The organism is Neorhizobium sp. SOG26 (assembly GCF_003491345.1).
Lineage (GTDB): Bacteria > Pseudomonadota > Alphaproteobacteria > Rhizobiales > Rhizobiaceae > Neorhizobium > Neorhizobium turbinariae.
The window spans coordinates 3,349,755-3,373,620 of sequence record NZ_CP025512.1; the positions used below are offsets into that span (position 1 = coordinate 3,349,755).

Annotated in this window: 22 protein-coding genes; 10 read left to right on the plus strand and 12 right to left on the minus strand. The window is 63.0% G+C overall.

Annotation, left to right across the window (positions count from 1 at the left end):
- Positions 1-10 precede the first annotated feature (10 nt).
- Complete coding sequence (gene dnaN, locus CYG48_RS16500; RefSeq protein WP_118851373.1) at positions 11-1,129, minus strand: DNA polymerase III subunit beta; 1,119 nt, start codon at positions 1,127-1,129, stop codon at positions 11-13.
- Positions 1,130-1,386: 257 nt separating this feature from the next.
- Here dnaN and rsmI point away from each other — a divergent pair, with 257 nt between their 5' ends.
- The 4 genes from rsmI to CYG48_RS16520 all read left to right on the plus strand — a co-directional run bounded on the left by rsmI (position 1,387) and on the right by CYG48_RS16520 (position 5,429).
- Entirely contained in the window at positions 1,387-2,301 is a 915-nt protein-coding gene (gene rsmI / locus CYG48_RS16505) for a 16S rRNA (cytidine(1402)-2'-O)-methyltransferase (protein ID WP_118851374.1), read from the plus strand.
- Positions 2,288-2,671, plus strand: a complete 384-nt coding sequence (locus tag CYG48_RS16510; RefSeq protein ID WP_118851715.1) for a YraN family protein — start codon at positions 2,288-2,290, stop codon at positions 2,669-2,671. Before rsmI ends, CYG48_RS16510 begins: the two co-directional genes overlap by 14 nt.
- A gap of 95 nt (positions 2,672-2,766) precedes the next feature.
- Positions 2,767-3,720 (plus strand): glutathione synthase, encoded by a 954-nt coding sequence (gshB, locus tag CYG48_RS16515; RefSeq protein WP_118851375.1) that lies wholly within the window; start codon positions 2,767-2,769, stop codon positions 3,718-3,720.
- A 173-nt stretch (positions 3,721-3,893) separates the two neighbouring features.
- Positions 3,894-5,429 carry a YifB family Mg chelatase-like AAA ATPase gene (locus CYG48_RS16520; protein WP_118851376.1) on the plus strand — a complete coding sequence of 512 codons (1,536 nt, stop codon included), beginning with the start codon at positions 3,894-3,896 and terminating at the stop codon, positions 5,427-5,429.
- Between the two features lie 82 nt (positions 5,430-5,511).
- On the opposite strand, the gene cysK is transcribed toward CYG48_RS16520, so the two are convergent.
- On the minus strand, positions 5,512-6,480 hold the full coding sequence (cysK, locus tag CYG48_RS16525) for a cysteine synthase A (protein ID WP_118851716.1): 969 nt from the start codon (positions 6,478-6,480) through the stop codon (positions 5,512-5,514).
- A 130-nt stretch (positions 6,481-6,610) separates the two neighbouring features.
- Positions 6,611-7,075: a dUTP diphosphatase gene (dut, locus tag CYG48_RS16530; RefSeq protein ID WP_118851377.1), complete on the minus strand. Its 465-nt coding sequence runs from the start codon at positions 7,073-7,075 to the stop codon at positions 6,611-6,613.
- Positions 7,076-7,158: 83 nt separating this feature from the next.
- Here dut and CYG48_RS16535 point away from each other — a divergent pair, with 83 nt between their 5' ends.
- Positions 7,159-8,742, plus strand: a complete 1,584-nt coding sequence (locus CYG48_RS16535) for a peptide chain release factor 3 (protein ID WP_118851378.1) — start codon at positions 7,159-7,161, stop codon at positions 8,740-8,742.
- A 19-nt stretch (positions 8,743-8,761) separates the two neighbouring features.
- On the opposite strand, the gene CYG48_RS16540 is transcribed toward CYG48_RS16535, so the two are convergent.
- The 4 genes from CYG48_RS16540 to otsB form a co-directional block, all read right to left on the minus strand.
- Positions 8,762-9,346 carry an IMPACT family protein gene (locus tag CYG48_RS16540; RefSeq protein ID WP_118851379.1) on the minus strand — a complete coding sequence of 195 codons (585 nt, stop codon included), beginning with the start codon at positions 9,344-9,346 and terminating at the stop codon, positions 8,762-8,764.
- A gap of 24 nt (positions 9,347-9,370) precedes the next feature.
- Positions 9,371-10,315 carry a threonine/serine dehydratase gene (locus CYG48_RS16545; protein WP_118851380.1) on the minus strand — a complete coding sequence of 315 codons (945 nt, stop codon included), beginning with the start codon at positions 10,313-10,315 and terminating at the stop codon, positions 9,371-9,373.
- An 82-nt stretch (positions 10,316-10,397) separates the two neighbouring features.
- A complete protein-coding gene (gene otsA, locus CYG48_RS16550) occupies positions 10,398-11,774 on the minus strand; it encodes an alpha,alpha-trehalose-phosphate synthase (UDP-forming) (RefSeq protein WP_118851381.1) in 1,377 nt (458 codons plus the stop codon).
- 11 nt (positions 11,775-11,785) lie between these two features.
- Complete coding sequence (otsB, locus tag CYG48_RS16555) at positions 11,786-12,523, minus strand: trehalose-phosphatase (protein ID WP_245450359.1); 738 nt, start codon at positions 12,521-12,523, stop codon at positions 11,786-11,788.
- A gap of 265 nt (positions 12,524-12,788) precedes the next feature.
- Here otsB and CYG48_RS16560 point away from each other — a divergent pair, with 265 nt between their 5' ends.
- Complete coding sequence (locus CYG48_RS16560) at positions 12,789-13,583, plus strand: class II glutamine amidotransferase (protein WP_118851383.1); 795 nt, start codon at positions 12,789-12,791, stop codon at positions 13,581-13,583.
- A gap of 1 nt (position 13,584) precedes the next feature.
- Here CYG48_RS16560 and coaBC read toward each other — a convergent pair whose 3' ends face one another.
- A complete protein-coding gene (gene coaBC, locus CYG48_RS16565) occupies positions 13,585-14,793 on the minus strand; it encodes a bifunctional phosphopantothenoylcysteine decarboxylase/phosphopantothenate--cysteine ligase CoaBC (protein WP_118851384.1) in 1,209 nt (402 codons plus the stop codon).
- Between the two features lie 146 nt (positions 14,794-14,939).
- On the opposite strand from coaBC, the gene CYG48_RS16570 reads away from it, so the two are divergent.
- Positions 14,940-16,181: an MFS transporter gene (locus CYG48_RS16570; protein WP_118851717.1), complete on the plus strand. Its 1,242-nt coding sequence runs from the start codon at positions 14,940-14,942 to the stop codon at positions 16,179-16,181.
- Here CYG48_RS16570 and CYG48_RS16575 read toward each other — a convergent pair.
- The 4 genes from CYG48_RS16575 to ubiE all read right to left on the minus strand — a co-directional run bounded on the left by CYG48_RS16575 (position 16,178) and on the right by ubiE (position 20,734).
- Positions 16,178-16,954 (minus strand): COG3904 family protein, encoded by a 777-nt coding sequence (locus CYG48_RS16575; RefSeq protein WP_118851385.1) that lies wholly within the window; start codon positions 16,952-16,954, stop codon positions 16,178-16,180. The two genes, CYG48_RS16570 and CYG48_RS16575, sit on opposite strands and share 4 nt — an antisense overlap.
- Positions 16,941-18,293 (minus strand): hypothetical protein, encoded by a 1,353-nt coding sequence (locus tag CYG48_RS16580; RefSeq protein ID WP_118851386.1) that lies wholly within the window; start codon positions 18,291-18,293, stop codon positions 16,941-16,943. Before CYG48_RS16580 ends, CYG48_RS16575 begins: the two co-directional genes overlap by 14 nt.
- A gap of 94 nt (positions 18,294-18,387) precedes the next feature.
- Positions 18,388-19,950: a 2-polyprenylphenol 6-hydroxylase gene (gene ubiB, locus CYG48_RS16585; RefSeq protein WP_118851387.1), complete on the minus strand. Its 1,563-nt coding sequence runs from the start codon at positions 19,948-19,950 to the stop codon at positions 18,388-18,390.
- A gap of 4 nt (positions 19,951-19,954) precedes the next feature.
- A complete protein-coding gene (gene ubiE, locus CYG48_RS16590) occupies positions 19,955-20,734 on the minus strand; it encodes a bifunctional demethylmenaquinone methyltransferase/2-methoxy-6-polyprenyl-1,4-benzoquinol methylase UbiE (RefSeq protein WP_118851388.1) in 780 nt (259 codons plus the stop codon).
- A gap of 163 nt (positions 20,735-20,897) precedes the next feature.
- Between ubiE and mutM the strand changes: the two genes are divergently transcribed.
- From mutM to rpsT, 3 genes are all read left to right on the plus strand, one after another.
- Positions 20,898-21,776 carry a bifunctional DNA-formamidopyrimidine glycosylase/DNA-(apurinic or apyrimidinic site) lyase gene (gene mutM / locus CYG48_RS16595; protein ID WP_118851389.1) on the plus strand — a complete coding sequence of 293 codons (879 nt, stop codon included), beginning with the start codon at positions 20,898-20,900 and terminating at the stop codon, positions 21,774-21,776.
- Between the two features lie 18 nt (positions 21,777-21,794).
- Positions 21,795-22,568 (plus strand): enoyl-CoA hydratase, encoded by a 774-nt coding sequence (locus CYG48_RS16600; RefSeq protein WP_118851390.1) that lies wholly within the window; start codon positions 21,795-21,797, stop codon positions 22,566-22,568.
- Between the two features lie 180 nt (positions 22,569-22,748).
- Positions 22,749-23,015 (plus strand): 30S ribosomal protein S20, encoded by a 267-nt coding sequence (gene rpsT / locus CYG48_RS16605; RefSeq protein WP_118851391.1) that lies wholly within the window; start codon positions 22,749-22,751, stop codon positions 23,013-23,015.
- The last annotated feature ends 851 nt before the right edge of the window (positions 23,016-23,866 follow it).

The window sequence follows — 23,866 nt, forward strand, 5'->3', positions numbered from 1 at the left end:
CTTGGGTCGGTTAGACGCGCATCGGCATCAAGACATAAAGCGCATCATCGCCAGCGGTATCACGCACCAGCGTCGGCGAACCGGCATCCGCCAGCATGAAGATCGCGTCATCGCCGGAAAGCTGGGCGGTGATGTCCAGCAGGTACTTGGCGTTGAAGCCGATTTCCATCGGGTCATTGTCGTAGCCGACGGCGACTTCTTCCGTGGCGCTACCGGAATCGGGGTTGTTGACCGTCAGCATCAACTGGCCGTCCGAGAGCGCCAACTTCACGGCGCGGCCACGTTCGGACGAAATTGTCGAGACGCGGTCCACAGCCTTGGTGAAGCTGTTGCAATCGACGCGCATTTCCTTGTCGTTGCCGGTCGGGATGACGCGCTGGTAATCCGGGAAGGTGCCGTCGATCAGCTTCGAGGTCATGACGATCGAGCCGATTGTCAGGCGGATCTTGGCGTCGGAAACCTCAACCGTGACGACCGCTTCCGGATCATCGACCAGTTTCTGCAACTCGCCAACCGTCTTGCGCGGGATGATGATGCCCGGCATGCCTTCCGAACCCGAAGGAGCACTGACATCCGCACGCGCCAGGCGGTGCCCGTCCGTCGCAACGGCGCGCAGCTTCAGGTCGCCGCCTGCCTCGATCGTGTGGAAGAAGATGCCGTTCAGGTAATAACGCGTTTCTTCCGTCGAGATCGCAAACTGGGTGCGATCGATCAGCATCTTCAGGTCCGTCGCCTTCAGCTTGAAGGTATGGCTGAAGCTGCCGGCGGTCAGATCCGGGAAGTCGGCTTCCGGCAGGCACTGCAGCGAGAACTTAGAGCGGCCCGACTGTACCGTCATGGAGCCGCCATCCGGATTGGTGGCGAGCAGTACTTCCGAGCCGTCGGGGAGCTTGCGGACGATTTCATAGAGCAGGTGCGCCGGCACGGTCGTGGCGCCAGCAGTTTCCACCATGGCCGGAACGGCTTCGGTGATCTCGAGGTCCAGGTCGGTCGCCTTCAGGTCGAGATTGGCCCCCGAGGCACGCAACAGCACGTTGGAAAGGATCGGGATCGTGTTCCGGCGCTCGACCACGCGATGCACGTGGTTCAGCGATTTAAGGAGGTTGGACCGCTCAAGAGTAATACGCATGGACGCTATCGCTTTCGACCGTGTCGGCCCGGACGGGCCGGAGCCTGATATTCTGCCGGTGGTTTCAACCGGATGATGTGGATCGGCAAAATGGCAGCAAAGTCAGAGGAAAAGCAAGGGGTGGAAGGCTTGTTCCTGCCGCGGGCGGCGCCGGAAGCGGTGACTTGCGCACAGAAAACAGCAGGCACCGTCTCTTGTGGAAGGGCGCCGGCTGAATGATAAAGAGAGATGACCAGATCGACTTGCCGTGATGCCCCGTGACCGATGACCCAAAAAGCCAGCGCGGCTACCGCGTTGCCAATACCTTCGTGCCGGCACGGCCGCTCGAGCCGGCGCTTTATCTCGTTGCGACCCCGATCGGCAATCTCGGCGACATAACTCTGCGGGCGCTGGAAACACTCTCCGGCGCAGATGTGCTGGCCTGTGAGGATACCCGCGTCACCCGGGTGCTTCTGGACCGCTACGGCATCGTCAACCGGCCTTATGCCTACCACGAACACAATGCCGATGAAGCGGGCCCGCGGCTTCTGGCCGCGCTGGAACAGGGCAAGTCCGTGGCGCTTGTCTCGGATGCCGGCACGCCGCTCGTCTCCGATCCCGGTTATCGGCTGGGGCAGATGGCGCTGGAAGCCGGCCACAAGGTGGTGCCGATCCCCGGGGCCTCGGCGCCGCTCGCAGCCCTTGTCGGATCCGGAATGCCGTCCGATGCCTTCATGTTTGCGGGTTTCCTGCCGGCGAAGGACAAGGGCCGCCGTGACCGGCTGGCCGAACTCGCCAAGGTGCCGGCGACGCTGATCTTCTTTGAGTCTCCGCATCGGATCGGCGCAACCGTGACGGCGGCAGCCGAGGTGTTGGGCGAAACCCGCCGCGCCGTGGTCTGCCGGGAACTGACGAAGACATTCGAAGAATTCCGGCGCGGCGCGCTGGAGGAACTTGCCGAATTCTATGACGAGCAGAAAACGGTGAAAGGCGAGATCGTGCTGCTCATCGCGCCACCGGAAGCGGAAGAAGCGCCGGGCGCGCTGGAGGTGGATGCCATGCTGCGGCAGTTGGCAAGCCAGATGCCGGCATCCAAGGCTGCGGCCGAGGCGGCGCGCGCAACGGGGCTGGCGAAGAAGGATCTTTACCAGCGGCTTCTCGAGATGAAGGGTGAAGCGGGTGAGGGGGCCTGAGGCCGGTCCGCCCCAGGCAACGGAAAAGCGGCAGCGCGCCGAGCGCCGCGGCCACTTCGCAGAATATCTCGCCGCCGCCTGGCTGATGGCCAAGGGCTATCGGGTGCTCGCCATGCGCTATCGCACAAAGCGCGGTGAAATCGACCTGATCATCAGGAAGGGTGACCTCGTTGCTTTCGTCGAGGTCAAGGCCCGCAGGCACGAGGGTGCGGCACTCGATGCCGTCTCCTATGGTGCGCAGCACCGCATCCGGGCGGCAAGCGAAGTCTGGCTTTCCAGGCGCCGGGACGGCGGGCGCCTGTCGTACCGCTACGATGTGGTCGCGGTGCTGCCGGGCCGTCTGCCGCGGCATTTTCCCGACGCCTTCTAGGCTGCCTCGGTCACGGAGGTCTCGCAGCCTGTTTGGGTTGCCTTTGGTGGCGGCTCATCCTACATCAGGCGAGCCAAATTCAGGGGGCTCATGTCATGGCGAAAATCCGCAAGGTCGCATTCCAGATGGACCACATCTCCGGCATCAACATTGCCGGTGACTCCACCTTCGCCATGGCGCTCGAGGCGCAGTCGCGCGACTACGAGCTGTTCCACTACACGCCGGACCGGCTGACCATGCGCGACGGCAAGATATTCGCGGCGCTTGAGCCGCTGCAGGTTCGCGACATCAAGGGTGACCACTTCACGCTCGGCGAAAAGGAGCGCGTTGATCTGTCGACCATGGACGTGGTGCATCTGCGCCAGGATCCGCCCTTCGACATGGGCTACATCACCTCGACGCATCTGCTGGAGCGCATCCACCCGAAGACACTGGTGGTGAACGACCCTGCCTGGGTGCGTAATTCGCCGGAAAAGATCTTCGTGACCGAGTTCGCGGACCTGATGCCGCCGACATTGATCTCGCGCGATGCCGCGGAGATTGCCCGTTTCCGCCATGAACTCGGCGACATCATCCTGAAGCCGCTCTACGGCAACGGCGGGGCTGGCGTGTTCCATTCCGCCCGTGATGACCGCAACTTCACCTCGCTGCTTGAGATGTTTGCGCAGATGTATCGCGGCGAACCCTATATCGCGCAGGCCTATCTCCCGGCGGTGCGCCAGGGCGACAAGCGCATCCTGCTTGTCGACGGCGAGCCGGTGGGCGCGATCAACCGAGTGCCTGCCGAAACCGACAGCCGCTCCAACATGCATGTTGGCGGGCGCGCCGAGCCGACCGAACTCACGACGCGCGAAAAGGAAATCTGCGCCCGGATCGGGCCGGCACTGCGCGAGCGCGGCTTCATCTTCGTCGGTATCGACGTGATCGGCGACTACATGACGGAGATCAACGTCACCTCTCCGACCGGCATTCGTGAGGTGAAGAAGTTCGGCGGCGCCGACGTTGCCAGCCTGCTCTGGGACGCGATTGACGCAAAGCGCGCCGGCTGACGCGTTCGCACCTGTTCTCCGGTTGCAACCGGCTGCGCGTTTTGCGTGCAGAATCGTGGCCGATGTTCATGCAATGTTCTTGAACTGGAAGTTCTTCTGTGCCAGATTGCAGTCGCTGGCACGGAAAGCGACCCACGCCGACGTTCCGGACATGATGTTTGGGAGCGGGAAGCATGGTAGCGCGTGTCAGTACGGTTGCATTCCAGGGCATTGAGGGCGTTCCGGTCGATGTCCAGGTCATGGTCGGACCCGGCAAGATGGGCATGCATATCGTGGGCCTGCCGGACAAGGCGGTGGCGGAAAGCCGCGAACGGGTCCAGGCGGCCCTTCATGCCTCCGGGCTCGCGATGCCGCCCAAGAAGGTCACCGTCAATCTCGCTCCCGCAGATTTGCCGAAGGAGGGTTCGCACTTCGACCTCCCCATCGCGCTTGGTCTGATGGCGGCGCTCGGTGCCATACCGGGTGATGCCGTTGCCGATTATGTCGTTTTGGGCGAGTTGAACCTTGATGGCACGCTGGCACCTGTGGCTGGCGCCTTGCCGGCGGCGATTGGCGCGAACGCGCTGGGCAAGGGGTTGATCTGCCCCGCCGACAGCGGCGCGGAAGCCGCCTGGGCGGGAGCCGATATCGACATCATCGCGCCGCGCAGCCTGATAGCACTCGCCAACCATTTCCGCGGCACCCAGGTCATCTCGCGGCCACAGCCCGCGGTACGCGCCCTGCCGTCCAACCTGCCGGACCTCGTGGATATCAAGGGACAGGAAAGCGCCAAGCGTGCGCTGGAAGTCGCGGCCGCCGGTGGGCACAACCTCCTGATGGTCGGCCCTCCAGGATCAGGAAAATCCATGCTCGCGGCGCGCCTGCCGTCGATCCTGCCGCCGCTTTCAGCCTCGGAACTTCTCGAGGTGTCTATGATCCACTCGATCGCTGGTCAGCTCTCGGGCGGCAAGCTGTCCGATCGCCGCCCCTACCGCACGCCGCATCATTCGGCGACCATGGCGGCGCTGATCGGCGGCGGGCTGCGTGCAAAGCCGGGCGAGACCTCGCTTGCCCATCACGGCGTGTTGTTTCTCGACGAGTTCCCCGAGTTCTCGCCGCAGGTGCTCGACGCGCTACGCCAGCCGCTGGAAAGCGGCGAATGCATCATTGCCCGCGCCAACCACCGCGTCACCTATCCGGCCAATATCCAGCTGGTTGCTGCCATGAACCCCTGCAAATGCGGCATGGCGGGCGAACCGGGCCATAGCTGCGCGCGCGGGCCACGATGCGCTGCCGACTATCAGGCGCGCATATCCGGTCCGCTGATGGATCGCATCGACATCCGCATCGATGTGCCGGCGGTTTCGGCGGCCGATCTCATTCGGCCGGCGCCTGCGCAGCGCAGCGCGGATGTGGCGCGTCGGGTTGCGGCGGCACGCGAGCGGCAAAGGGAGCGGTTCGAGAGTGCTGGCGCCATGGGCGTATCCACGAACGCGCGGTGCTCGACAGCGCTGATCGAAACGATCGCCGAGCCGGATGCCGGCGGGCTGCAGTTGCTGCGTGATGCAGCGGAAAAGATGAAGTTTTCGGCCCGCGGCTATCATCGGGTGCTGAAGGTGGCGCGCACGCTTGCCGACCTTGATGATCGTGACACCGTCGGCCGCATCCACATCGCCGAGGCCATTTCCTACCGGATGGCGGGGGAGCGGCTCGCCATGGCGACGGCGTGAGGAGGCCCGGCATTGGGGGCCTCGCATCAAGGTAAGTGCGAACATGATCCTCGGGAAGGACCATGTTCGCCAGTAGGCGAGCTTAGTTGCCGAGGCCTTCGAAGAGCGCCGTCGACAGGTAACGTTCAGCGAAGGAGGGGATGATTACGACAATGTTCTTGCCGGCATTTTCCTCGCGGCTGCCGACCCGGATTGCCGCCGCCAGCGCTGCCCCGGAAGAAATGCCGACCGGCACGCCTTCGAGCTTGGCAACGAGCCGCGCGGTTTCCATCGCGTCGGCGCTGTTGATGGTGACGACCTCGTCATAAACTTCCGTGTCGAGGATTTTCGGTGCGAAGCCGGCACCAATGCCCTGGATCTTGTGCGGACCCGGCTGGCCGCCTGACAGAACCGGGGACTCTTCCGGCTCGACGGCGATGACCTTTACGCCCGGCTTGCGGCTCTTGAGAACCTGGCCGGCTCCGGTGATCGTGCCGCCGGTGCCGATGCCGGAAACGAAGATGTCGACTTCGCCATTGGTGTCGTTCCAGATTTCCTCGGCCGTCGTCTTGCGGTGGATTTCCGGGTTGGCCGGGTTTTCGAACTGCTGCGGAATGATGGCGTCCGGCAGGCTTGCGGCGAGTTCTTCCGCCTTGGCGATCGCGCCCTTCATGCCCTTCGGGCCTTCGGTCAGCACCAGTTCCGCGCCGAGAAGCGCCAGCATCTTGCGGCGCTCGATCGACATGGTTTCCGGCATGGTGAGGATGAGCTTGTAGCCTTTGGCGGCAGCGGCAAAGGCGAGCGCGATGCCGGTATTGCCCGACGTCGGCTCAACGAGCGTGGTCTTGGCGGGGGTGATCTTGCCCTGTGCTTCGAGGCTCTCGATCATCGCAACGCCGATACGATCCTTCACCGAGGCAATCGGGTTGAAGAACTCGAGCTTGGCGAGCAGGTTCGCCTTCACGCCCTTTTCGCGCGCCAGCTTGTCCAGCCGCACGATCGGCGTATCGCCAATGGTTTCGGTGATGGAGGAATAGATTTTGCCGCGGCCCGGCTTCCGGCTGTCTGTCATGCTGATCTCCATTTGTTTGGAGAGGAAACTAGGGCGAGTTGCCCCCGAATGCCAGCAAAGCGCGCGCACGCGCCTGCTCAATTACGCAAATTTGTTCCCGCTCAAGGCAGATCCGGAAAACAGACTGCTCTCAAACGCCGGTTGAGCCAAATCCTCCTGCTCCGCGGGCGGTGGTTCCGGCCTCGCGGACCTCGGCGACCTGGACCTGCGTCACCGGTGCCACGACCAACTGTGCGATGCGCATGCCGCGGGTCACCACGAAGTCTTCATCACCGAAGTTGACCAAGAGCACCTTCACTTCGCCGCGGTAATCGCTGTCGATCGTGCCAGGGGTGTTGAGGCAGGTGATCCCATGCTTGAAGGCAAGGCCGGAGCGCGGGCGCACCTGCATCTCGAAACCTTGGGGGATTTCGAAGATGAAGCCGGTGGGCACGAGCGCCCGCTTGCCCGGCGCGAGCGGCAGCGGTGCATCGGCCTCGACGGCGGCGCGAATATCCATGCCGGCGGCACCCGCGGTCTCGTAGGCTGGCAGGTCGAGCCCGGCACCATGCGGCAGGCGGACGAGATTGAGCAAAGGGCCGAGAACGTCGGGCATGCGGTATCCTTCTTTTGCGGCGGTTGATTGCATATTGGCCCTTGAGTCGCTAGATACGCGGCAACTCAAAGGACACTTTACATATGCCCGAAACGATTGCCGAGGCGGTCTCCCGCCGTCGCACATTCGCGATTATCGCCCACCCGGACGCTGGTAAGACGACGCTCACCGAAAAGCTGCTTCTGTTCGGCGGCGCCATCCAGCTTGCGGGAGAAGTGAAGGCGAAGAAGGACCGTATCCAGACGCGCTCCGACTGGATGAAGATCGAGCGCGAGCGTGGCATCTCGGTGGTCACCTCGGTGATGACCTTCGAATACGAAGGCAATGTGTTCAACATCCTGGATACGCCCGGCCACGAAGACTTCGCCGACGACACATATCGCACGCTGACCGCCGTTGATGCTGCCGTCATGGTGATCGACGCCGCCAAGGGTATCGAGCCGCGCACGTTGAAGCTCTTCGAAGTGTGCCGCATGCGCGACATCCCGATCATCACCTTCGTCAACAAGATGGACCGCGAAAGCCGCGACCCCTTCGAGATCCTCGATGAGGTCGAGGAAAAGCTGGCGCTCGATTGCGCGCCGGTGACCTGGCCGATCGGTCGCTCGAAGACCTTCTGCGGCTCTTATCATCTGGCTGGCAACGCGGTGCGCGGCTCCGATACGGAAGTGCAGCGGACGAAGGTCAACGGCCCGCAGTCGGTCGCGGACCGTCTGCCCGAGAACGAGCGCGACAGCTTTGTCGAGGAAACCGAGCTGGCGATCGAGGCCTGCAAGCCGTTCGACAAGCAGGCTTTCCTGGAAGGCCACCTGACGCCGGTCTTCTTCGGCTCGGCGCTGCGTAACTTCGGCGTTCGTGACCTGATCGAGGCGCTGGGTGAATTTGCCCCGCCGCCGCGCGACCAGGTGGCGGATGTGCGCAAGGTGCATGCCGACGAAGAAAAGATGACGGCCTTCGTCTTCAAGATCCAGGCCAACATGGACCCCAACCACCGCGACCGCATTGCGTTCGCACGCATCTGCTCCGGCAAGCTGGAGCGCGGCATGAAGGCGCGGCTCGCGCGCACCGGCAAGCTGTTGGGCCTGACCGCACCGCAGTTCTTTTTCGCCTCCCAGCGGCAGCTCGCGGATACGGCTTACGCCGGCGATGTCGTCGGCATCCCGAACCACGGCACGCTGCGCATCGGCGACACGCTGACGGAAGGTGAGGCGCTGGTGTTCCAGGGCGTGCCGAACTTCTCGCCGGAAATCCTTCGCCGCGTGCGGCTCGAAGATGCGATGAAGGCGAAGAAGCTGAAGGAAGCCCTGCAGCAGATGGCGGAAGAGGGCGTTGTCCAGCTCTTCTCCCCGGAAGACGGATCCCCGGCCATCGTCGGCGTTGTTGGCGCGCTGCAGCTCGACGTGCTGAAGGAGCGCCTGTCGGCGGAATATACGCTGCCGGTCTCTTTCGAAATGTCGCGCTTCTCGGTCTGCCGCTGGATCTCGTCCGACAATCCGGCCGATCTTGAAAAATTCCTGACGGTTAAGCGCGGCGATATCGCCCGCGACCTCGATGGTGATCCCGTCTTCCTGGCGCAGGATGCCTTCTCGCTGCGCTATGAGGCTGAGCGTTATCCGACGATCAAGATGGTCGCGATCAAGGAATATCAGGTCGCCAAGGCGGCGTGATCCGCGGTCGTTTCGGCGGCTAGTCGAGCTGCAGCTGTGACCGGCCGCTCGTCAGGTCGGTGATCATGGTCGAGACGGTTTCGACGTGCGCTTCCGCGAGGCGGATGATGAGCTCGGCGCCGGTGCCTCCAAACCGCTCGTCCGTGATGGACAGGTCAGGGTGGGACTGGAGGCGCGCCTTCACCCGGGCAAGGTCGGAGAACTCCAGGTGGACGGCGCCTTCGACCGAAGGCCTGACCTCCGCCAGCTGCGCGCTCTTGAGGCACTGGCCGGCGGTCCCGCCATAGGCCCGCACGAGGCCGCCGCTGCCAAGCAGGATGCCGCCGAACCAGCGGGTCACGATCACCACGACCTTGTCGACGGCGTGGCCGTCAATGGCGGCCAGGATCGGCTTGCCTGCCGTGCCGCTCGGCTCCCCGTCATCGGAAAAGCGATAGGCCTGGCCGATCCGCCATGCCCAGCAATTGTGGTTCGCGTCCGCATGCGACTGCGCGGCGATGGCGGCTTTCGCCTCCTCCTCGCTTGCGACAGGCAGCGCGGTGGCAAGAAACCGGCTTTTCTTGACGACCTGCTCGAAGGTTGAAGGCTGCTGCAGTTCAAGCATGGCGGATCGAGGCGAACAGCATCATCAGGCGAACTTGACGGCCGTGGTGTTGGAGCCGCAAACCAGCACGCAAACCCGTTCATCGGGCGCCGGCACATATTTGCCGGACAGGAGAGCCGCAAACGCCGCCGCGCCGCCGGGTTCCGCAACAAGCCGCGCGCCGGACCAGAGTGCCTTCTGCGCGTCGAGAATATCCTGGTCTGACACCAGTACGGGTGGCTCGACGAACTGCTTGGCCACGGGGAACATCAACTGTCCGACCTGTTTTGGCGCAAGCGAGTCCGCTGCGATGCCGCCAGCGGGAGCATCCACCGGCTTGCCGGCCTTGAACGCCTCGTAAAGGGTGGGCGCGCCATCGGATTCCACCGCCACGATCTTCACGCGTCCGCGCAGCCAGGAGGCAATGCCGCCGATCAGGCCGCCACCGCCAACAGCCACCAGCAGCGTGGTCATCTCCGGCAGGTCTTCTTCGATCTCCTTGCCAAGCGTTCCCTGGCCGATCAGCGTTTCGGGCTGGTCATAGGCGTGGATGGGCAAGGCACCGCTTTCAGCGGCAAACCGTTCGCTGGCCGCCAGCGCGTCGGCATAACGGTCGCCGCCAACAACGAGGTCGGCGCCGTAGGAGCGGATGAGGTCGATCTTGGCCTGCGAAGAAACGCTCGGCACGAAGATGTGCGCGGGCACACCGCGTTCGCGCGCGGCATAAGCCACGGCCGCGCCATGATTGCCGCCCGATGCAGCGACCACGCCGGCGTCCGGCAGTTCCCGGGACAACAAGCTTGCAAACGCGCCGCGCACCTTGAACGAGCCGGAATGCTGCAGCAGTTCGAGCTTCAGGTCGACCGACCGCGCCTTGGCGCCAAAATCCTTCAGGTTGACGCGCATGACCGGCGTGTGGCGAATGAACGGCCGGATCAGCTTCTCGGTTTCGGCGATACGTTCGGGTGTGACGGCAGACAGATCGGACATGCGGCCCCTCTTGATGGTGAGGCATGTTGCCTAACGCGGAAGCGGGTTTCTGGAAAGCCCTGAAGCTCGCCGATCAGGCCGATCAGGCCGAAGCGAGGTCTTTCAGGAAGTCGTCGCACCAGCGGTTGATGTCGTAGACCTTCAGGTGCTCCATCATCTTTTCCCAACGCTGCTTGCGTTCGTCGAGGGACATGGTCAGGCCGCGTGCGATCGCATGCGCAGTGCCTTCGATGTCATAAGGATTGACCAGCAGGGCGCCTGTCAGTTCACGTGCAGCTCCGGCAAAGCGGGAAAGAACGAGCACGCCGGGATCTTCCGGATCCTGTGCGGCGAGATATTCCTTGGCAACGAGATTCATGCCGTCACGCAGCGGCGTCACGAGCCCGATCCGGGCCAGCCGATAGAGCCCGGCCAGCACCGGCCGCGCCACCGAGCGGTTGACATAACGGATCGGCACCCAGTCCACGGTGCCGACCGAGCCGTTCACGCGTCCCGCCTGTTCGGCGACCGTACGCTGCATCTGCTCGTATTCCGGCACTTCCGATCGCGATTTCGGGGTGATCTGCAGATAGGTGACCTTGTTCTGGTAGGCCGGGTTGAGCGTGATGAACTTGTCGAAAGCATCGATGCGCTGGGTAATGCCCTTGGAATAGTCCAGCCGGTCAACGCCAATGATCAGGTCGCGGCCTTCGACGCTCTGGCGCGCCTTGCGCACGATCGCGTTATTGTAGGCCTTCTTGGCGAACCTGGCGAATTCCTCGGTTTCGATCGCGATCGAATAATAACCGCCCTTGAAGGTTCGGCCGTAGGTCGAGAACTTGTTGCCTTCCAGCCGCTCGCCGATGCCTTCGCGCACCAGCCCGCCACCGAAATTGTCGAGGTCGTGCTCGGTCTGGAAGCCGACGAGATCGTATTGCGAAAGGCCCCGCATGATCTGTTCGTGGACGGGCATGGCAAACAGCACGTCGGCCGGCGGCCAGGGGATATGAAGGAAGAAGCCGATCTTGTTCTTCAGCCCCATCTCGCGTAGTTCCGCGGCAAGCGGGATCAAGTGGTAGTCATGCACCCAGATGACGTCATCTTCCTCGATGAGCGGCGCAAGCCGCTGGGCAAAGAAGCGGTTGACTCGGAAATAACCGGCCATCTCCTTGCGGCCGTATTCCGCAAGGTCGAGGCGGTAATGGCAGATCGGCCAGAGCACCCGGTTGGCGAAGCCGTGGTAATATTCCTCGACATCGGTCTTGGTGAGGTCAGTCAGCGCATAGGTGATGTTGCCATGCGTGCGCATGTCGAGTGGCTGCGGCTCTTTCGAACCGCTGGACTTGCCCGACCAGCCCATCCAGATGCCGCCGCGCTCTTCAAGTGCCGCCTGCAGGGCAACGGCGAGGCCGCCCGCCGGGGCGTCGCCACTTTTTTGCGGCAGGGTGACGCGGTTCGAAACGACCACAAGACGGCTCACGGTGGTTCCTTTCACTCAGGCCGAACGGTTTCGGCAGCAAATCGATGGATGAGAGAGCGTAGATAAGAAGCGGAGGGCAGGGTGGATTGTGCCACCGTTTCGGCAGGTGTCTCGGAGATGCGGATGGAATGGCCGCCAAGCTCGTTCACGACACGGAACATCGCTTCGTCGGTCACGTCATCGCCGATGGCGATGGGCTTGCGGTCCTGGAACGGCGCCTCGTTCAGATAGGCCATGAGCGCGTGACCCTTGCTGGCGCGCGCGGGGCGGATTTCCACGACCATCTTGCCATGCTGCAGGGTGAAGTCTTCGCCCGCCATATCGAGGTAACGTTCCATGGCCGCTTCCACCACCTCGCGCTGCTCGGGCGCGCGTCGGTAGTGCGCGGCAACAGCCGCTCCCTTGTTCTCAATCAGCACGCCCGGCCATTGCTGCGCCTCGCGGGCCAGCGCGGCCTTCAGCGTTTCGAACTCGGCGCCAACCTCTACGCGGGTTGTCATGCCGGTCGCATCGCGGCGTTCGGACCCATGCAATCCGGCAATCGGAAAGACATACGGTTGGAAAAGCCGGTCCGCGAAAGGCAGGGCGCGGCCGGTGACCAGCGCCAACGCGCCACCAAGCCTGGCGGAAAGGCGGTGAAGGTCAGCCGGTAGCTCAGCCGGCACGACAATGCTTTCGGGCGTTTCGGCAAGGTCGATCAGTGTGCCATCGATGTCGAGAAAAAGAGCCCAGTGCGAAGGATCTTGCATGAGTTCTTCGAGAACCTGGTCGCCCGCAGATCCGGCGCCTTCGGTTGGGGGATTCGCGTGTTCCTGACGAGACATGTTCCTCAATCTAGGTTTCATACGTCGTTCGACAAGCGCACACGGCAACAGACTGTCGCAAAATTTGATCCGCGCCGGCCTCGATTCATGCCATGACGAGCCTGGATTTACGGGTCGTTAACCATAATTCGCGACCCTCAAGTCATTGCAGGACGAGCCGCGTCTGCGGCAAGCGGGAGAGCTGGAATCCATGTGCCGTTGGGCAGCCTATCGTGGCGAACCTCTTTATCTTGAGGAGCTCGTATCCTCGCCGGCTCATTCGCTGATCGAACAGTCCCACTGCGCCACCCGCGCCAAGACCGCCACGAACGGGGACGGTTTCGGCATCGCCTGGTATGGCGAAAGGCCGGAGCCCGGCCGCTACCGCGACATCCTGCCCGCCTGGTCGGATTGCAACCTGAAGAGCCTTGCCCGGCAGATCCGTTCGCCGCTTTTCCTTGCGCATGTGCGGGCAGCGACGAATGGCGGCACGCGTCGCGACAACTGCCACCCCTTCGTGCATGGGACCTGGTCCTTCATGCATAACGGCCAGATCTCCGGCTTCGAGGCGATACGCCGGCCGATGGAGGCTCTGCTCTCCGACGAGCTGTTCCATGCCCGCACCGGCACCACCGATTCCGAGCTGCTGTTCCTGCTGGCGCTCCAGTTCGGCATGGATGCCGATCCGTTCGGTGCGATGGAGAAGGCGATCGCCACCGTGGAGGAACTGTCGCACCAGAGACGGGGGGAGGCATTGGTGCGGTTTACCGCCGCCTTCTCCGACGGCAAGCAGCTTTACGCCGTGCGCTACGCCACCGACCACAAGCCGCCGACGCTGTACGCCGCGCCGATGGGCGGCCGCACCGGATATTGCCTCGTGTCGGAGCCGCTGAACGATGACGTCGATACCTGGGTGGAGATCCCGGATGGCAGCGCCGTGAAGGTCTGCGCCGAGGGTATGCAGGCGTCGATCTTCCAGCCGCAATCCTTGCCGCAGGCTGCCTGAGCTAGCCGACGAGCTTCTGCGCGATCAGCGCCGCCAAGCGCTCCGCCACCTCGTCCTTGTCGAGATCCGGCCACTCATCGACACCGCTGGCGCTGATGATCTTCACCCGGTTGCGGGTGCCGCCCATCACGCCGGTTTCGGGTGATACATCGTTTGCGACGATCATGTCGGCGCCCTTGCGCTCCAGCTTCGACCTTCCGTTGGCGACCACGTCCTGTGTTTCGGCGGCGAAACCAACGACGATCCTCGGGCGGTTCTCGTGATGGCCGACCGTCTTCAGGATGTCCGGGTTTTCCGCAAGCTGCAGCGGCGGCGGGGCCTCGCCCGGCTGTTTCTTGATCTTGTGGCCAGCCGAAGATGCGACGCGCCAGTCGGCGACGGCGGCCACCATCACGGCGATATCCGCGGGCAGGCGGGAGACCACGGCATCCCGCATCTCCTCGGCCCTCTCCACATGCACCGTCGTCACGCCCTGCGGGTCAGGAATGGTCACCGGTCCGGAAACGAGCGTGACCTCGGCGCCAAGCCGCGCGAGTGCCGCGGCAATCGCATGACCCTGGCGGCCGGAGGAGCGATTGGCGATGTAGCGCACGGGATCGATCGGCTCATGTGTTGGCCCGGAGGTGACGATCGCGGTCTTGCCGGCAAGAGGCCTGTCGCCGGGAGCAAGCAGGGCCGTGATCGCCTTGACGATCTCCAGCGGCTCGGCCATGCGCCCGACGCCCGCTTCATTGCGCTCGGCCATTTCGCCGGCCATTGGCCCAATGAAATGGATGCCGTCCGCCTTCAGCGTCGCGACATTGCGCCTCGTCGGCGGCGCTTCCCACATCTTCGGGTTCATCGCCGGCGCAATCAAGACCGGCCGGTCCGTGGCAAGCAGGACGGCGCTTGCCAGATCGTCGGCGAGCCCATTCGCCATCTTTGCCATCAGGTCGGCGCTGGCAGGCGCGACCACGACGAGATCCGTGTCCCGCGCCAGCCGGATATGGCCGACATCCTGCTCGTCTTCGCGCGAAAAAAGGTCGGTATAGACATGGCTTGCGGAAAGCGCACCGACGGCGAGCGGCGTGATGAACTCCTGCGCCGCCTTCGTCATCACCGGCCGCACCAGCGCGCCGCGCTCGCGAAGCCGCCGGATCAGGTCGAGGCTCTTGTAGGCGGCGATACCGCCCGAGATGATCAGAAGAATGCGCTTGTTTGAGAGTTCCATAGCCCGACCTGCGATGACTGTGGCCGGAAGCTAAGCCATCGGGGGGAGATGTTCAATCGCGCGCGAAAGGGATACGGCGAGCATGGTTGCGGGTTGGAATGGATTGAGCGGCCGCTTAGTTAGAGTTGATCACCAAGGTTCATGCCATGCCCGAAGCCGCCGATCCGGCCCCTCCCTCAAATGCCACAGGCGCAGCCAGACAGTATCTCGTCCGCGGCAGCTCGGGATACCGCAAGGCGAGCTTCGCGCTTTTCCTTTCAGGCTTCTCCACCTTCGCGCTGCTTTATTGCGTGCAGCCGCTGATGCCGATTTTCTCGCACGATTTCGGCGTCAGCCCTGCCGCAAGCTCCTTGTCGTTGTCGCTCTCCACCGGGCTGCTTGCGGTGGCAATCTTTCTGGCCGCAGCGGTGTCGCAGCGCTTCGGGCGCCGCAGCCTGATGTTCGTGTCGCTGCTCGGCGCTTCCGTCTGCACGGTTGCCTGCGCGATCGCGCCAGGCTGGAACGCCATCCTCCTCATCCGGGCGCTGGAGGGTTTTCTGCTCGGTGGCGTGCCGGCCGTCGCGATGGCCTATCTTTCGGAAGAAATCGAGCCGCGCTCGCTCGGCTCGGCGATGGGCCTTTATATCGCCGGCAATGCCTTTGGCGGCATGGCGGGGCGCGTCTTCACCGGCATCCTCGCCGAATATCTTTCGTGGCGCTGGGCGCTTGGCAGCATCGGCCTGATGGGCATGGCGGCGGCCACCGGTTTCCTCATCCTCCTGCCACCGTCGCGCAACTTCGTGCAACGCAAGTCGTCGGCCCGATACCACGTCGATGCCTGGGTCGGACATTTGCGCAACCCGTCGCTCGCCATGCTGTTTGCAATAGCCTTCCTCGCCATGGGCGCCTTCGTGACGATCTACAACTATGCCGGCTTCCGGTTGGTGGCCGAGCCCTACAGCCTCAACCAGACGGAGCTTGGGCTGATCTTCACGGTCTACCTGTTCGGCATGGCCGCATCCTGGGCTGGCGGCCATCTTGGCGATCGTTTCGGGTATTTCCTGGTCATGCCGGTCGGCATCGGCATTGCGCTCATCGGCGTCGCCATCACGCTCGCGGCACCTCTGTGGGTGATCATTCTCGGCATCGTGCTTTTAACCTCCGGTTTCTTCATGGCCCATTCGGTGGCAAGCGCGTTGGTGGGCAAGCTCGCCAAGGGCAACAAGGGCCATGCCTCCTCGCTCTACCTGCTCGCCTATTACCTCGGCTCGAGCGTCGCAGGTTCGGCCGGCGGGCATTTCTGGGTTGCGGATGGATGGTGGGCGGTTGTTGCCTTTACCGGGGCGATGCTGTTCGCATGCCTTCTCGCCGCGCTGTTGTCGAAGCACTTTGCGCAGCGCGCCGGCTAGCTCTTCTTCGCAGCGGTCGGGACCGCCGTGGTCGTAAGCTTGAACTCGCTCATTTTCTTCGGCGTCAGGTAGTAGAGCCGGTCGGGCGGCGTTTCGAGCGCGTTGATCCACAAGCCGGCACCAATGCCCATCGCATCGAGATGCCGCGCCACCCGCGCCGTGCTCGATTGCGCAGACGACATGGCCTGCTCGGCACTCGGGCGGTTCTTGCTGCCGTTGAAGACCTGGTGCACGCCGATCACCGCATCCTTCTCTGCCGTGCGGGCGACACCGCCGGCAAACACGATCGGGCAGGAGGAGGCGCAGAGCGCCCTGGTCTCAACGCGCGTGTCGAGCTTCTTGTCTCGGATCAGTTTCGACATCGCCAGCGCATCATCGACCGAGCCGCCGGGGGAGTTCAGCGCCACCACCTTCACATACTCGCCGCGCGCCTCGATCTCCTCGGCAAAGCGGCCGGCGGCTCCAAGATCAATGGTGCCTTCCGCCAGGAGGACCCCACCCGGCTTCAGGTCAAAGACCATCGGCTGGCGCAGCACTTCGCTGGGGCTTGAAGGCTGCACGGGCGGAGCGGCCGGTACGCCATCCGTCAGCGCCGGCGGCAGGACGGGCTGATCTTCGTGCATCGGGTCGAACCCCGGGAGCTCCGTCTCGGACGTCGCCATCTCGCGGATATCGACCACCATGAAAACGGCAGAAGCGCAGAGCAGGAGGTAGAAGGCGCCTTTCATGATCGCGCCGTCATCGATCCTGCGGATCGCCTCACCAATCCTCATGGCTGCGATCCCTGCGGCTGCGGGCTTCAAGGCTGGTGATGTTGTTGGGTTCCGGTTCGCCGGCAGGGCGCTCTTCGGGCGGCGCGTCCTGCTCTTGGCGCGCCTCGTCTGGCGTTTCGGCCACGGCCGTTGGGACCCGCTCCGGCACGCTGCCGGTCGCATTGATAGCGCGCTGCACCTCCAGCGCCCGCAGCAGTTCGCCAGCGGTGATGGTGTCGGCAAAGGCCAGTTTCTCGTCCTGTCGCCGGATCGCGCCATGCACCACGGCAAGGATGAAGACCATCACGCCCGGCAGGAGGTCGATCGAGATCGCACCGGCCCAGGCGGGTATGAATTCCGGCGCATAATGCAGTACGGCTTCCGCCGGCGCCATCGGCACGAAACGCCGCTCCTGAACCGGTGGGCGGGAAAGCAACTCGTCGGCAGCCTTTGCGAGCGCCTTGGATTGCGCGGCGACAGAGGAGCGCACCGTCTCCATCACCTGGTTCTGGCGGTTCACGAGATCCGGCAGCCCGCCATCCGGAACCGGGGCGATGAAGCCAAGCGACAGGTCATCGGCGGCGCGGCGGATGGAAGGCGCAACAGAGGTCTGGGTGAGCGAGGTGATGATGCCGGTGAGGGCCACGGCCTCGTTCGAGAATTGGTCGGCACGCGGGTCGATGAGGCCGGGCGCCGAAACCAGCGAGCGCATGGTCTCAAGCCGCTTCTGCCCCTGTTCGAAGAGGTCGGTTACCTGATCGCGCGAGGCGTTGATGCTGGCCTCGAGCGACTTCATCTGTGCGGACATCTGGCTGAGCAGTTGCACGACGCTGCCAGATCCTGTCGTTCCCGTCAGCGAGCCCGCCTGTCGTTCGACGCCGGCAAGCTGGGCGAAGCGTTCGGAGGCGCGCTGGATGTCGGGAAGGAGGCTCTGGGCCGCAAGCGCGTTCTGGTGCGCACGGTTGAGATCGGCGGTATAGTCTTCCACGCTTTCAGAAAGATGCTGCTCCACGGCAGCCGATCCGGCGAGTGCCGCAGCGTTCAGCCAGCTGGACATGGCCATAATCATCGCCGCACCCACGGCCATGACAAGGAGCAATGCGCCGCGCCCGGTGCGCGACGTCACATGCGGGTAAAACCGCGCCATGTAGGACCAGAAGGCGTAGATGCCGACCGAGACCGAGGCGGAGTAGATGACGGCTGCAAAGAACACCGCTGTCGGTGAACCGTCGAGGATCGTGCGGGCGCCGAGATAAGTGTAGACGCCTGACGCGAGCGCAAGCACGGCGAGTGCAAACCGGGTCATCGTTTCGACGGCGATGACGCCGTCCTGCAATCGTCTGGATGCGCCTAACGCCATGGAAAACCTCGAAAAGGAATGTATTCCTTAAGAGAGTATGAAGAAGCGGGCGGAATAAAGGCCGGGCCTTCGGGGCTTTCCCCAGCCACCGGCATCAGCCGATGGCAAAGACGAGGTAGAGCAGCGACAGGGCAATGATCCAGAGTGCAATCCGGCCCGAGCGGGTATGGCGCGCTTCGGCGCGGCCGATCGCTTCAGCCGTCTGCGGATCGAAACGGAGTCCATGCTGGCTCATGTGAACGAGTTCCTTGTGCAGCGTCTCGGTCTTTGTCGCGATCTCCGGCAGCGCCTCGGCAAGCTTCACGGCCGCCTTGACGCCATCCTTGAGGTCGGAGACCACGCGCTTCGGACCAAGGTTGTCACGGATCCACTGGCCGACAACGGGTTCCGCCGCCTTCCACATGTTGAACCGCGGGTTCAGCATGCGCGACACACCCTCCACCACGACCATGGTCTTCTGCAGCAGGATGAGCTCCGGCCGGGTCTGCATCTCGAAAAGGTCGGTCACCTCGAACAGCAGCGCCAGCAGGCGTGCCATTGAGATGGTTTCGGCCGGCTGGCCATGGATCGGCTCGCCAATCGCGCGGATCGCCTGCGCGAAGGCCGCGACATCGTGGTGTGCCGGCACATAACCGGCCTCGAAATGCACCTCGGCCACGCGCATGTAGTCGCGGGTGATGAAGCCGAACAGGATTTCGGCGAGGAAACGCCGCTCCTTCTTTCCGAGCCGCCCGACGATACCCATGTCGACGGCAACGATGGTGCCGGCCGGATCAACGAACAGGTTGCCCGGATGCATGTCGGCATGGAAGAAGCCGTCGCGCAGCGTGTGCCGCAGGAAGGACTGGATCAGAACCTCGGCAAGCTTCTCAAGGTCGTAGCCCGCGGCACGCAGGGCCTCGACATTGTTCATCTTGATGCCATCGATCCATTCCATGGTGATGACATCGCGACCGGTCCGCTCCCAGTCGATCTGGGGCACGCGGAAACCTGGATCTTCCTTGGTGTTTTCGGCGATTTCGGAGAGTGCTGCCGCTTCAAGCCGCAGGTCCATCTCCATCTTGGTGGTCTGCTCGAGCGTGCGCGTCACCTCGATCGGGCGCAGGCGACGGCTGGAGCGTACGAAGCGTTCCTGGAGGCGCGCCAGGAGATACATGCTCTCGATATCATTGGCGAAGCGCTGGCGCACGCCGGGCCGGACAACCTTTACCGCCACGCGCTTGCCGGTCACCTCGGCCGGATGCACCTGGGCGATGGAGGCGGCCGCAATCGGCTCGGAGAAGGAGGTGTACAGCTCCGTCACCGGGCGGCCGAGCGAGGCTTCGACGGCGGCCTTGGCGGCCTGCGTCGGGAAAAACGCCATCCGGTCCTGCAGGAGTGCAAGATCCACCGCCCAGTCAACACCGACGACATCCGGCCGGGTGGCCAGGAACTGACCGATCTTGACGTAGGAGGGTCCGAGCCGATCTACCGCCCGCGTCAGCCGCTCGCTGCGGGCCTGCTTCTTGGCCCGGAAGCGCGCCAGCGGCTCCACAAGCGATTTCAGGAGGCCGATCGACGGCGGCATGTCCTGGGTGGGAAGGGCGGAAACAACGCCTTCGCGCACAAGAACCCAGCCGACCCGGGCAAGCCGGAAATAAGCGCCAATGGTGCTCATCCGCTTACAGTTTCCAGCCGGAATGCAGCGCGGCGATGCCGCCCGTATAGTTGGTATAGGTCACGCGCGAGAACCCGGCATTGCGGATCATCGCCGCAAAATTTTCCTGGTTGGGGAACTTGCGGATCGATTCCACCAGGTACTGATAGGGTTCAGCCTCGCCGGTGATCATCTTGCCGAAGCGCGGGATCGCCTTGAACGACCACTCTTCATAAAAGCGCTCCAGAAGCGGCATCTCGACTTCCGAAAACTCCAGCACCAGAAGGCGGCCACCGCGCTTGAGCACCCGATATGCTTCCTTTAGCGCCACGTCGATATGCGGCACGTTGCGAATGCCGAAGGCAATCGTATAGGCGTCGAAAGAGTTATCCTCGAAGGGCAGGGACTCGGCATTCGCCTCGACGAAATCGAGATTGGCCGTGAGGTTCTTCTTGCGCGCCCGTTCTGCGCCCACTTCCAGCATCGAGCCGTTGATGTCGAGCACCGTCGTATGCGCCTTGCGGTCCGAGGCTTCAACGATGCGGAAAGCGATGTCGCCGGTGCCGCCCGCCACGTCCAGCGTCCGGTAACTGGTATCCTTGCGCGGGTTGAGCGCCGCAATCATGGCATCCTTCCAGACGCGGTGCATGCCCGCCGACATCACGTCGTTCATGATGTCGTAGCGCTTGGCCACCTTGTGGAAGACGTCATTGACCAGTCCCTGCTTTTCACCCTCGGCGACCTGACGAAAGCCGTAGGAGGTTTCCATGCCTCCTTCGGCACTGGTGCGGCGGGCTTCGGTCATCGATGAACTCCTCAACTCTTCTTTTATGGCGCTGGCCTCAGCGTCGACCATAGCGAAACCGGTCTGTTCTCGCTATCTGTGGCCCACTCATCATCAATGGCGTAGCCCTTGGCTGGTCTATAGAGCAGGGCCGGGCCGGTTGAAACAGGAAGTTAGGTAGACAATGCCGGAATTGCCAGAGGTCGAAACCGTCCGGCGCGGCCTCGCTCCAGCCATGGAGAACGCGGTGATCGCAAAGCTGGAGCTCAATCGGCCGGACCTGCGTTTTCCGCTGCCCGAGAATTTCGCCTCTGCTGTCGAGGGACGGCGGATCGTTTCGCTCGGTCGGCGCGCCAAATATCTGCTGATCGAGCTCGAGGACGACCTGACAATCATCAGCCATCTCGGCATGTCCGGCTCCTTCCGCATCGCTGACGAAACGTTGGGCGACTTCCATTACCCGCGTTCCAAGGATGGCAAGCATGACCATGTCGTGTTTCACCTGGTGCGGGAGGGGGCGCCGCTGCGGGTGATCTACAATGATCCGCGCCGTTTCGGCTTCATGCATCTGTGGAAGCGTTCCGAACTTGATCTTTATCCTGCCTTTGCGGGGCTCGGACCGGAGCCGACCGGGAATGCGCTGGACGCCACCTATCTCGCCGCCCGGTTTGCCGGCAAGGCGCAGCCGCTCAAGGGCGCGCTGCTTGACCAGACGGTGATTGCCGGGCTTGGCAATATCTATGTCTGCGAGGCGCTCTGGCGTTCGCACCTGTCGCCGAGGCGTGCCGCTGGCAGTCTCGTCACCCCGACCGGCAGGCCGAAAAAGGAACTGCTGCTGCTGACAGATGCCATCCGCGACGTGATCGCCGATGCAATCGCCGCCGGCGGCTCGTCCTTGCGCGACCATATCCAGACGGACGGATCGCTCGGTTATTTCCAGCATTCCTTCTCCGTCTACGACCAGGAAGGCAAGCCTTGCCGCACGCCCGGATGTGGCGGTACGGTCGCCCGCATCACCCAGGCGGGCCGTTCGACATTCTTTTGCCCCCGCTGCCAGAAATAGGAGAGGAGTTTTATCCGCATGAGCTACGAGACCCTGCTGACTGAAACACGTGGCGCCGTTGCCATTGTCACGCTGAACCGGCCAAAGGCGCTGAATGCGCTGAACTCCATCGTCATGGCGGAACTCACCGATGCCTTTGCCGGCTTAGCCAAGGACGATGCGATTGGCGCAATTGTTCTGACGGGCTCGGAAAAGGCCTTTGCGGCAGGCGCCGACATCAAGGAAATGCAGTCGCTCGATTTCGTTGATGCCTATGTGAACGACTTCATCTCCGGCTGGGAGGCGATCGCCTCCACCCGCAAGCCCGTCATCGCGGCCGTATCCGGCTTTGCGCTCGGCGGCGGCTGCGAACTCGCCATGATGTGCGACTTCATCATTGCCTCCGAAACGGCAAAGTTCGGCCAGCCTGAAATCACGCTTGGCGTCATTCCCGGCATGGGCGGCTCGCAGCGCCTCACCCGCGCCGTCGGCAAGGCCAAGGCCATGGACCTCGTTTTGACCGGCCGGATGATGGATGCGGCCGAGGCCGAGCGTGCTGGTTTGGTGTCGCGCATTGTCGCACCGGAGCGCCTCATCGATGAAGCCGTGGAAGCGGCGGCCAAGATTGCCTCCTTCCCGCGCGCGGCCGTGCTGATGGGCAAGGAAGCCGTTGCCCGCTCGTTCGAGACCACGCTTGGCGAAGGTTTGCGTTTCGAGCGGCGCCTGTTTCACTCGCTGTTTGCCACCGCCGATCAGAAGGAAGGCATGGCGGCATTCGTCGAAAAGCGCAAACCGAGCTTCTCCAACCGCTGAGAACCGGCGCTTTGCCGCAAATTGCGCGTTGACTGGAGCGGGTATTCCAGCTATATGCCCGCCCACAGTTGGGAAAGCCTGATCACGGCTTCCTCTATTGCTCCCAAATTGCTGGATCGATGGTCGCAGGACCGGCGCGGCAACGGCGGAGTTTTGGTTCGAATTCGTAGAGAGGCATCAATGGCCAATACAACTTCGGCGAAAAAGGCGACCCGCAAGATCGCTCGCCGTACCGCAGTCAACAAGGCTCGCCGTTCGCGCGTTCGCGGCTTCATCCGCAAGGTTGAGGAAGCGATTGCATCGGGCGATATCGGTGTAGCAGCCGAAGCTCTGAAAGTCGCTCAGCCGGAAATCCAGCGCGCTGCGACCAAGGGCGTTCTTCACCGCAACACGGCGTCCCGCAAGGTGTCTCGCCTGGCTGCTCGCGTGAAGGCTCTGTCGGCCTAATCAGCGACACAATTGATTTCATGAAGGAGCCTGGCCGCGTGCCGGGCTTTTTCTGATTCTGCCTAAATTCGAATATTCTTAACCATCCTGCCTGATCGACCATGTCGGCAAGGTGACAGTAATAGCCAAACGTTTTCAATAGCTTGCCGAAGGTGGCGGCGCTGGCGGGACGGTTTTGGGCGCGGCCGATGCTCTCAAAACGAGTCAAGGGAATTTTTATTTTTCCTGTGAAAAAGCCCGCCGAACATCTGTCATTTTTGAATCCCATTGATTCAACAGCGATTCTCCAAACCCCTGTTTGCGTCATTTAAATGACGGCCCAAGAGTCAACGCCCGACGTGTGATTTTGCGGAAAATTCACCATTGATCTCAGCTTTCGATCCTGCCTAAATGCTTTTCAGCAAGAGGCGCAGGGGTCCACTCAGAAAGCTGTCGATGGCCCGTCCTTACCGGACGGGGCGGATACTTTCTGCTTCTTGTCACGGGCTTTCTTACCCGTCTCCCAGATAACCAGGGGTTGTAATCCGGAAATGGGGCATTTCCGGAGATCGATGGATTATGCGAGGTTCACGCAGGTGAGCAGCGGCTTAGGAGGGATGAAGAAGGCGGAAGGCCCATGACGAGGATAGGTTCTTCTGCAAAACGCGGAGTGGCTTCCGTGGATCCGGCAGGCAAACGAGGCAGCCGGATGTGCTTTCAGGTGCAACGAGGCACCTGGGGGTAAAAATGATCAGAGAGAAGGGTGGCAGGGTGACCAATGAGTGGAAGCTCTGCCCGCCTCAGTTGAGGTTTGTTCTGGCGGCGACAACAGTGTCCGCCAGACGCAATGAAAATGTGGAAGGCGGCGACTA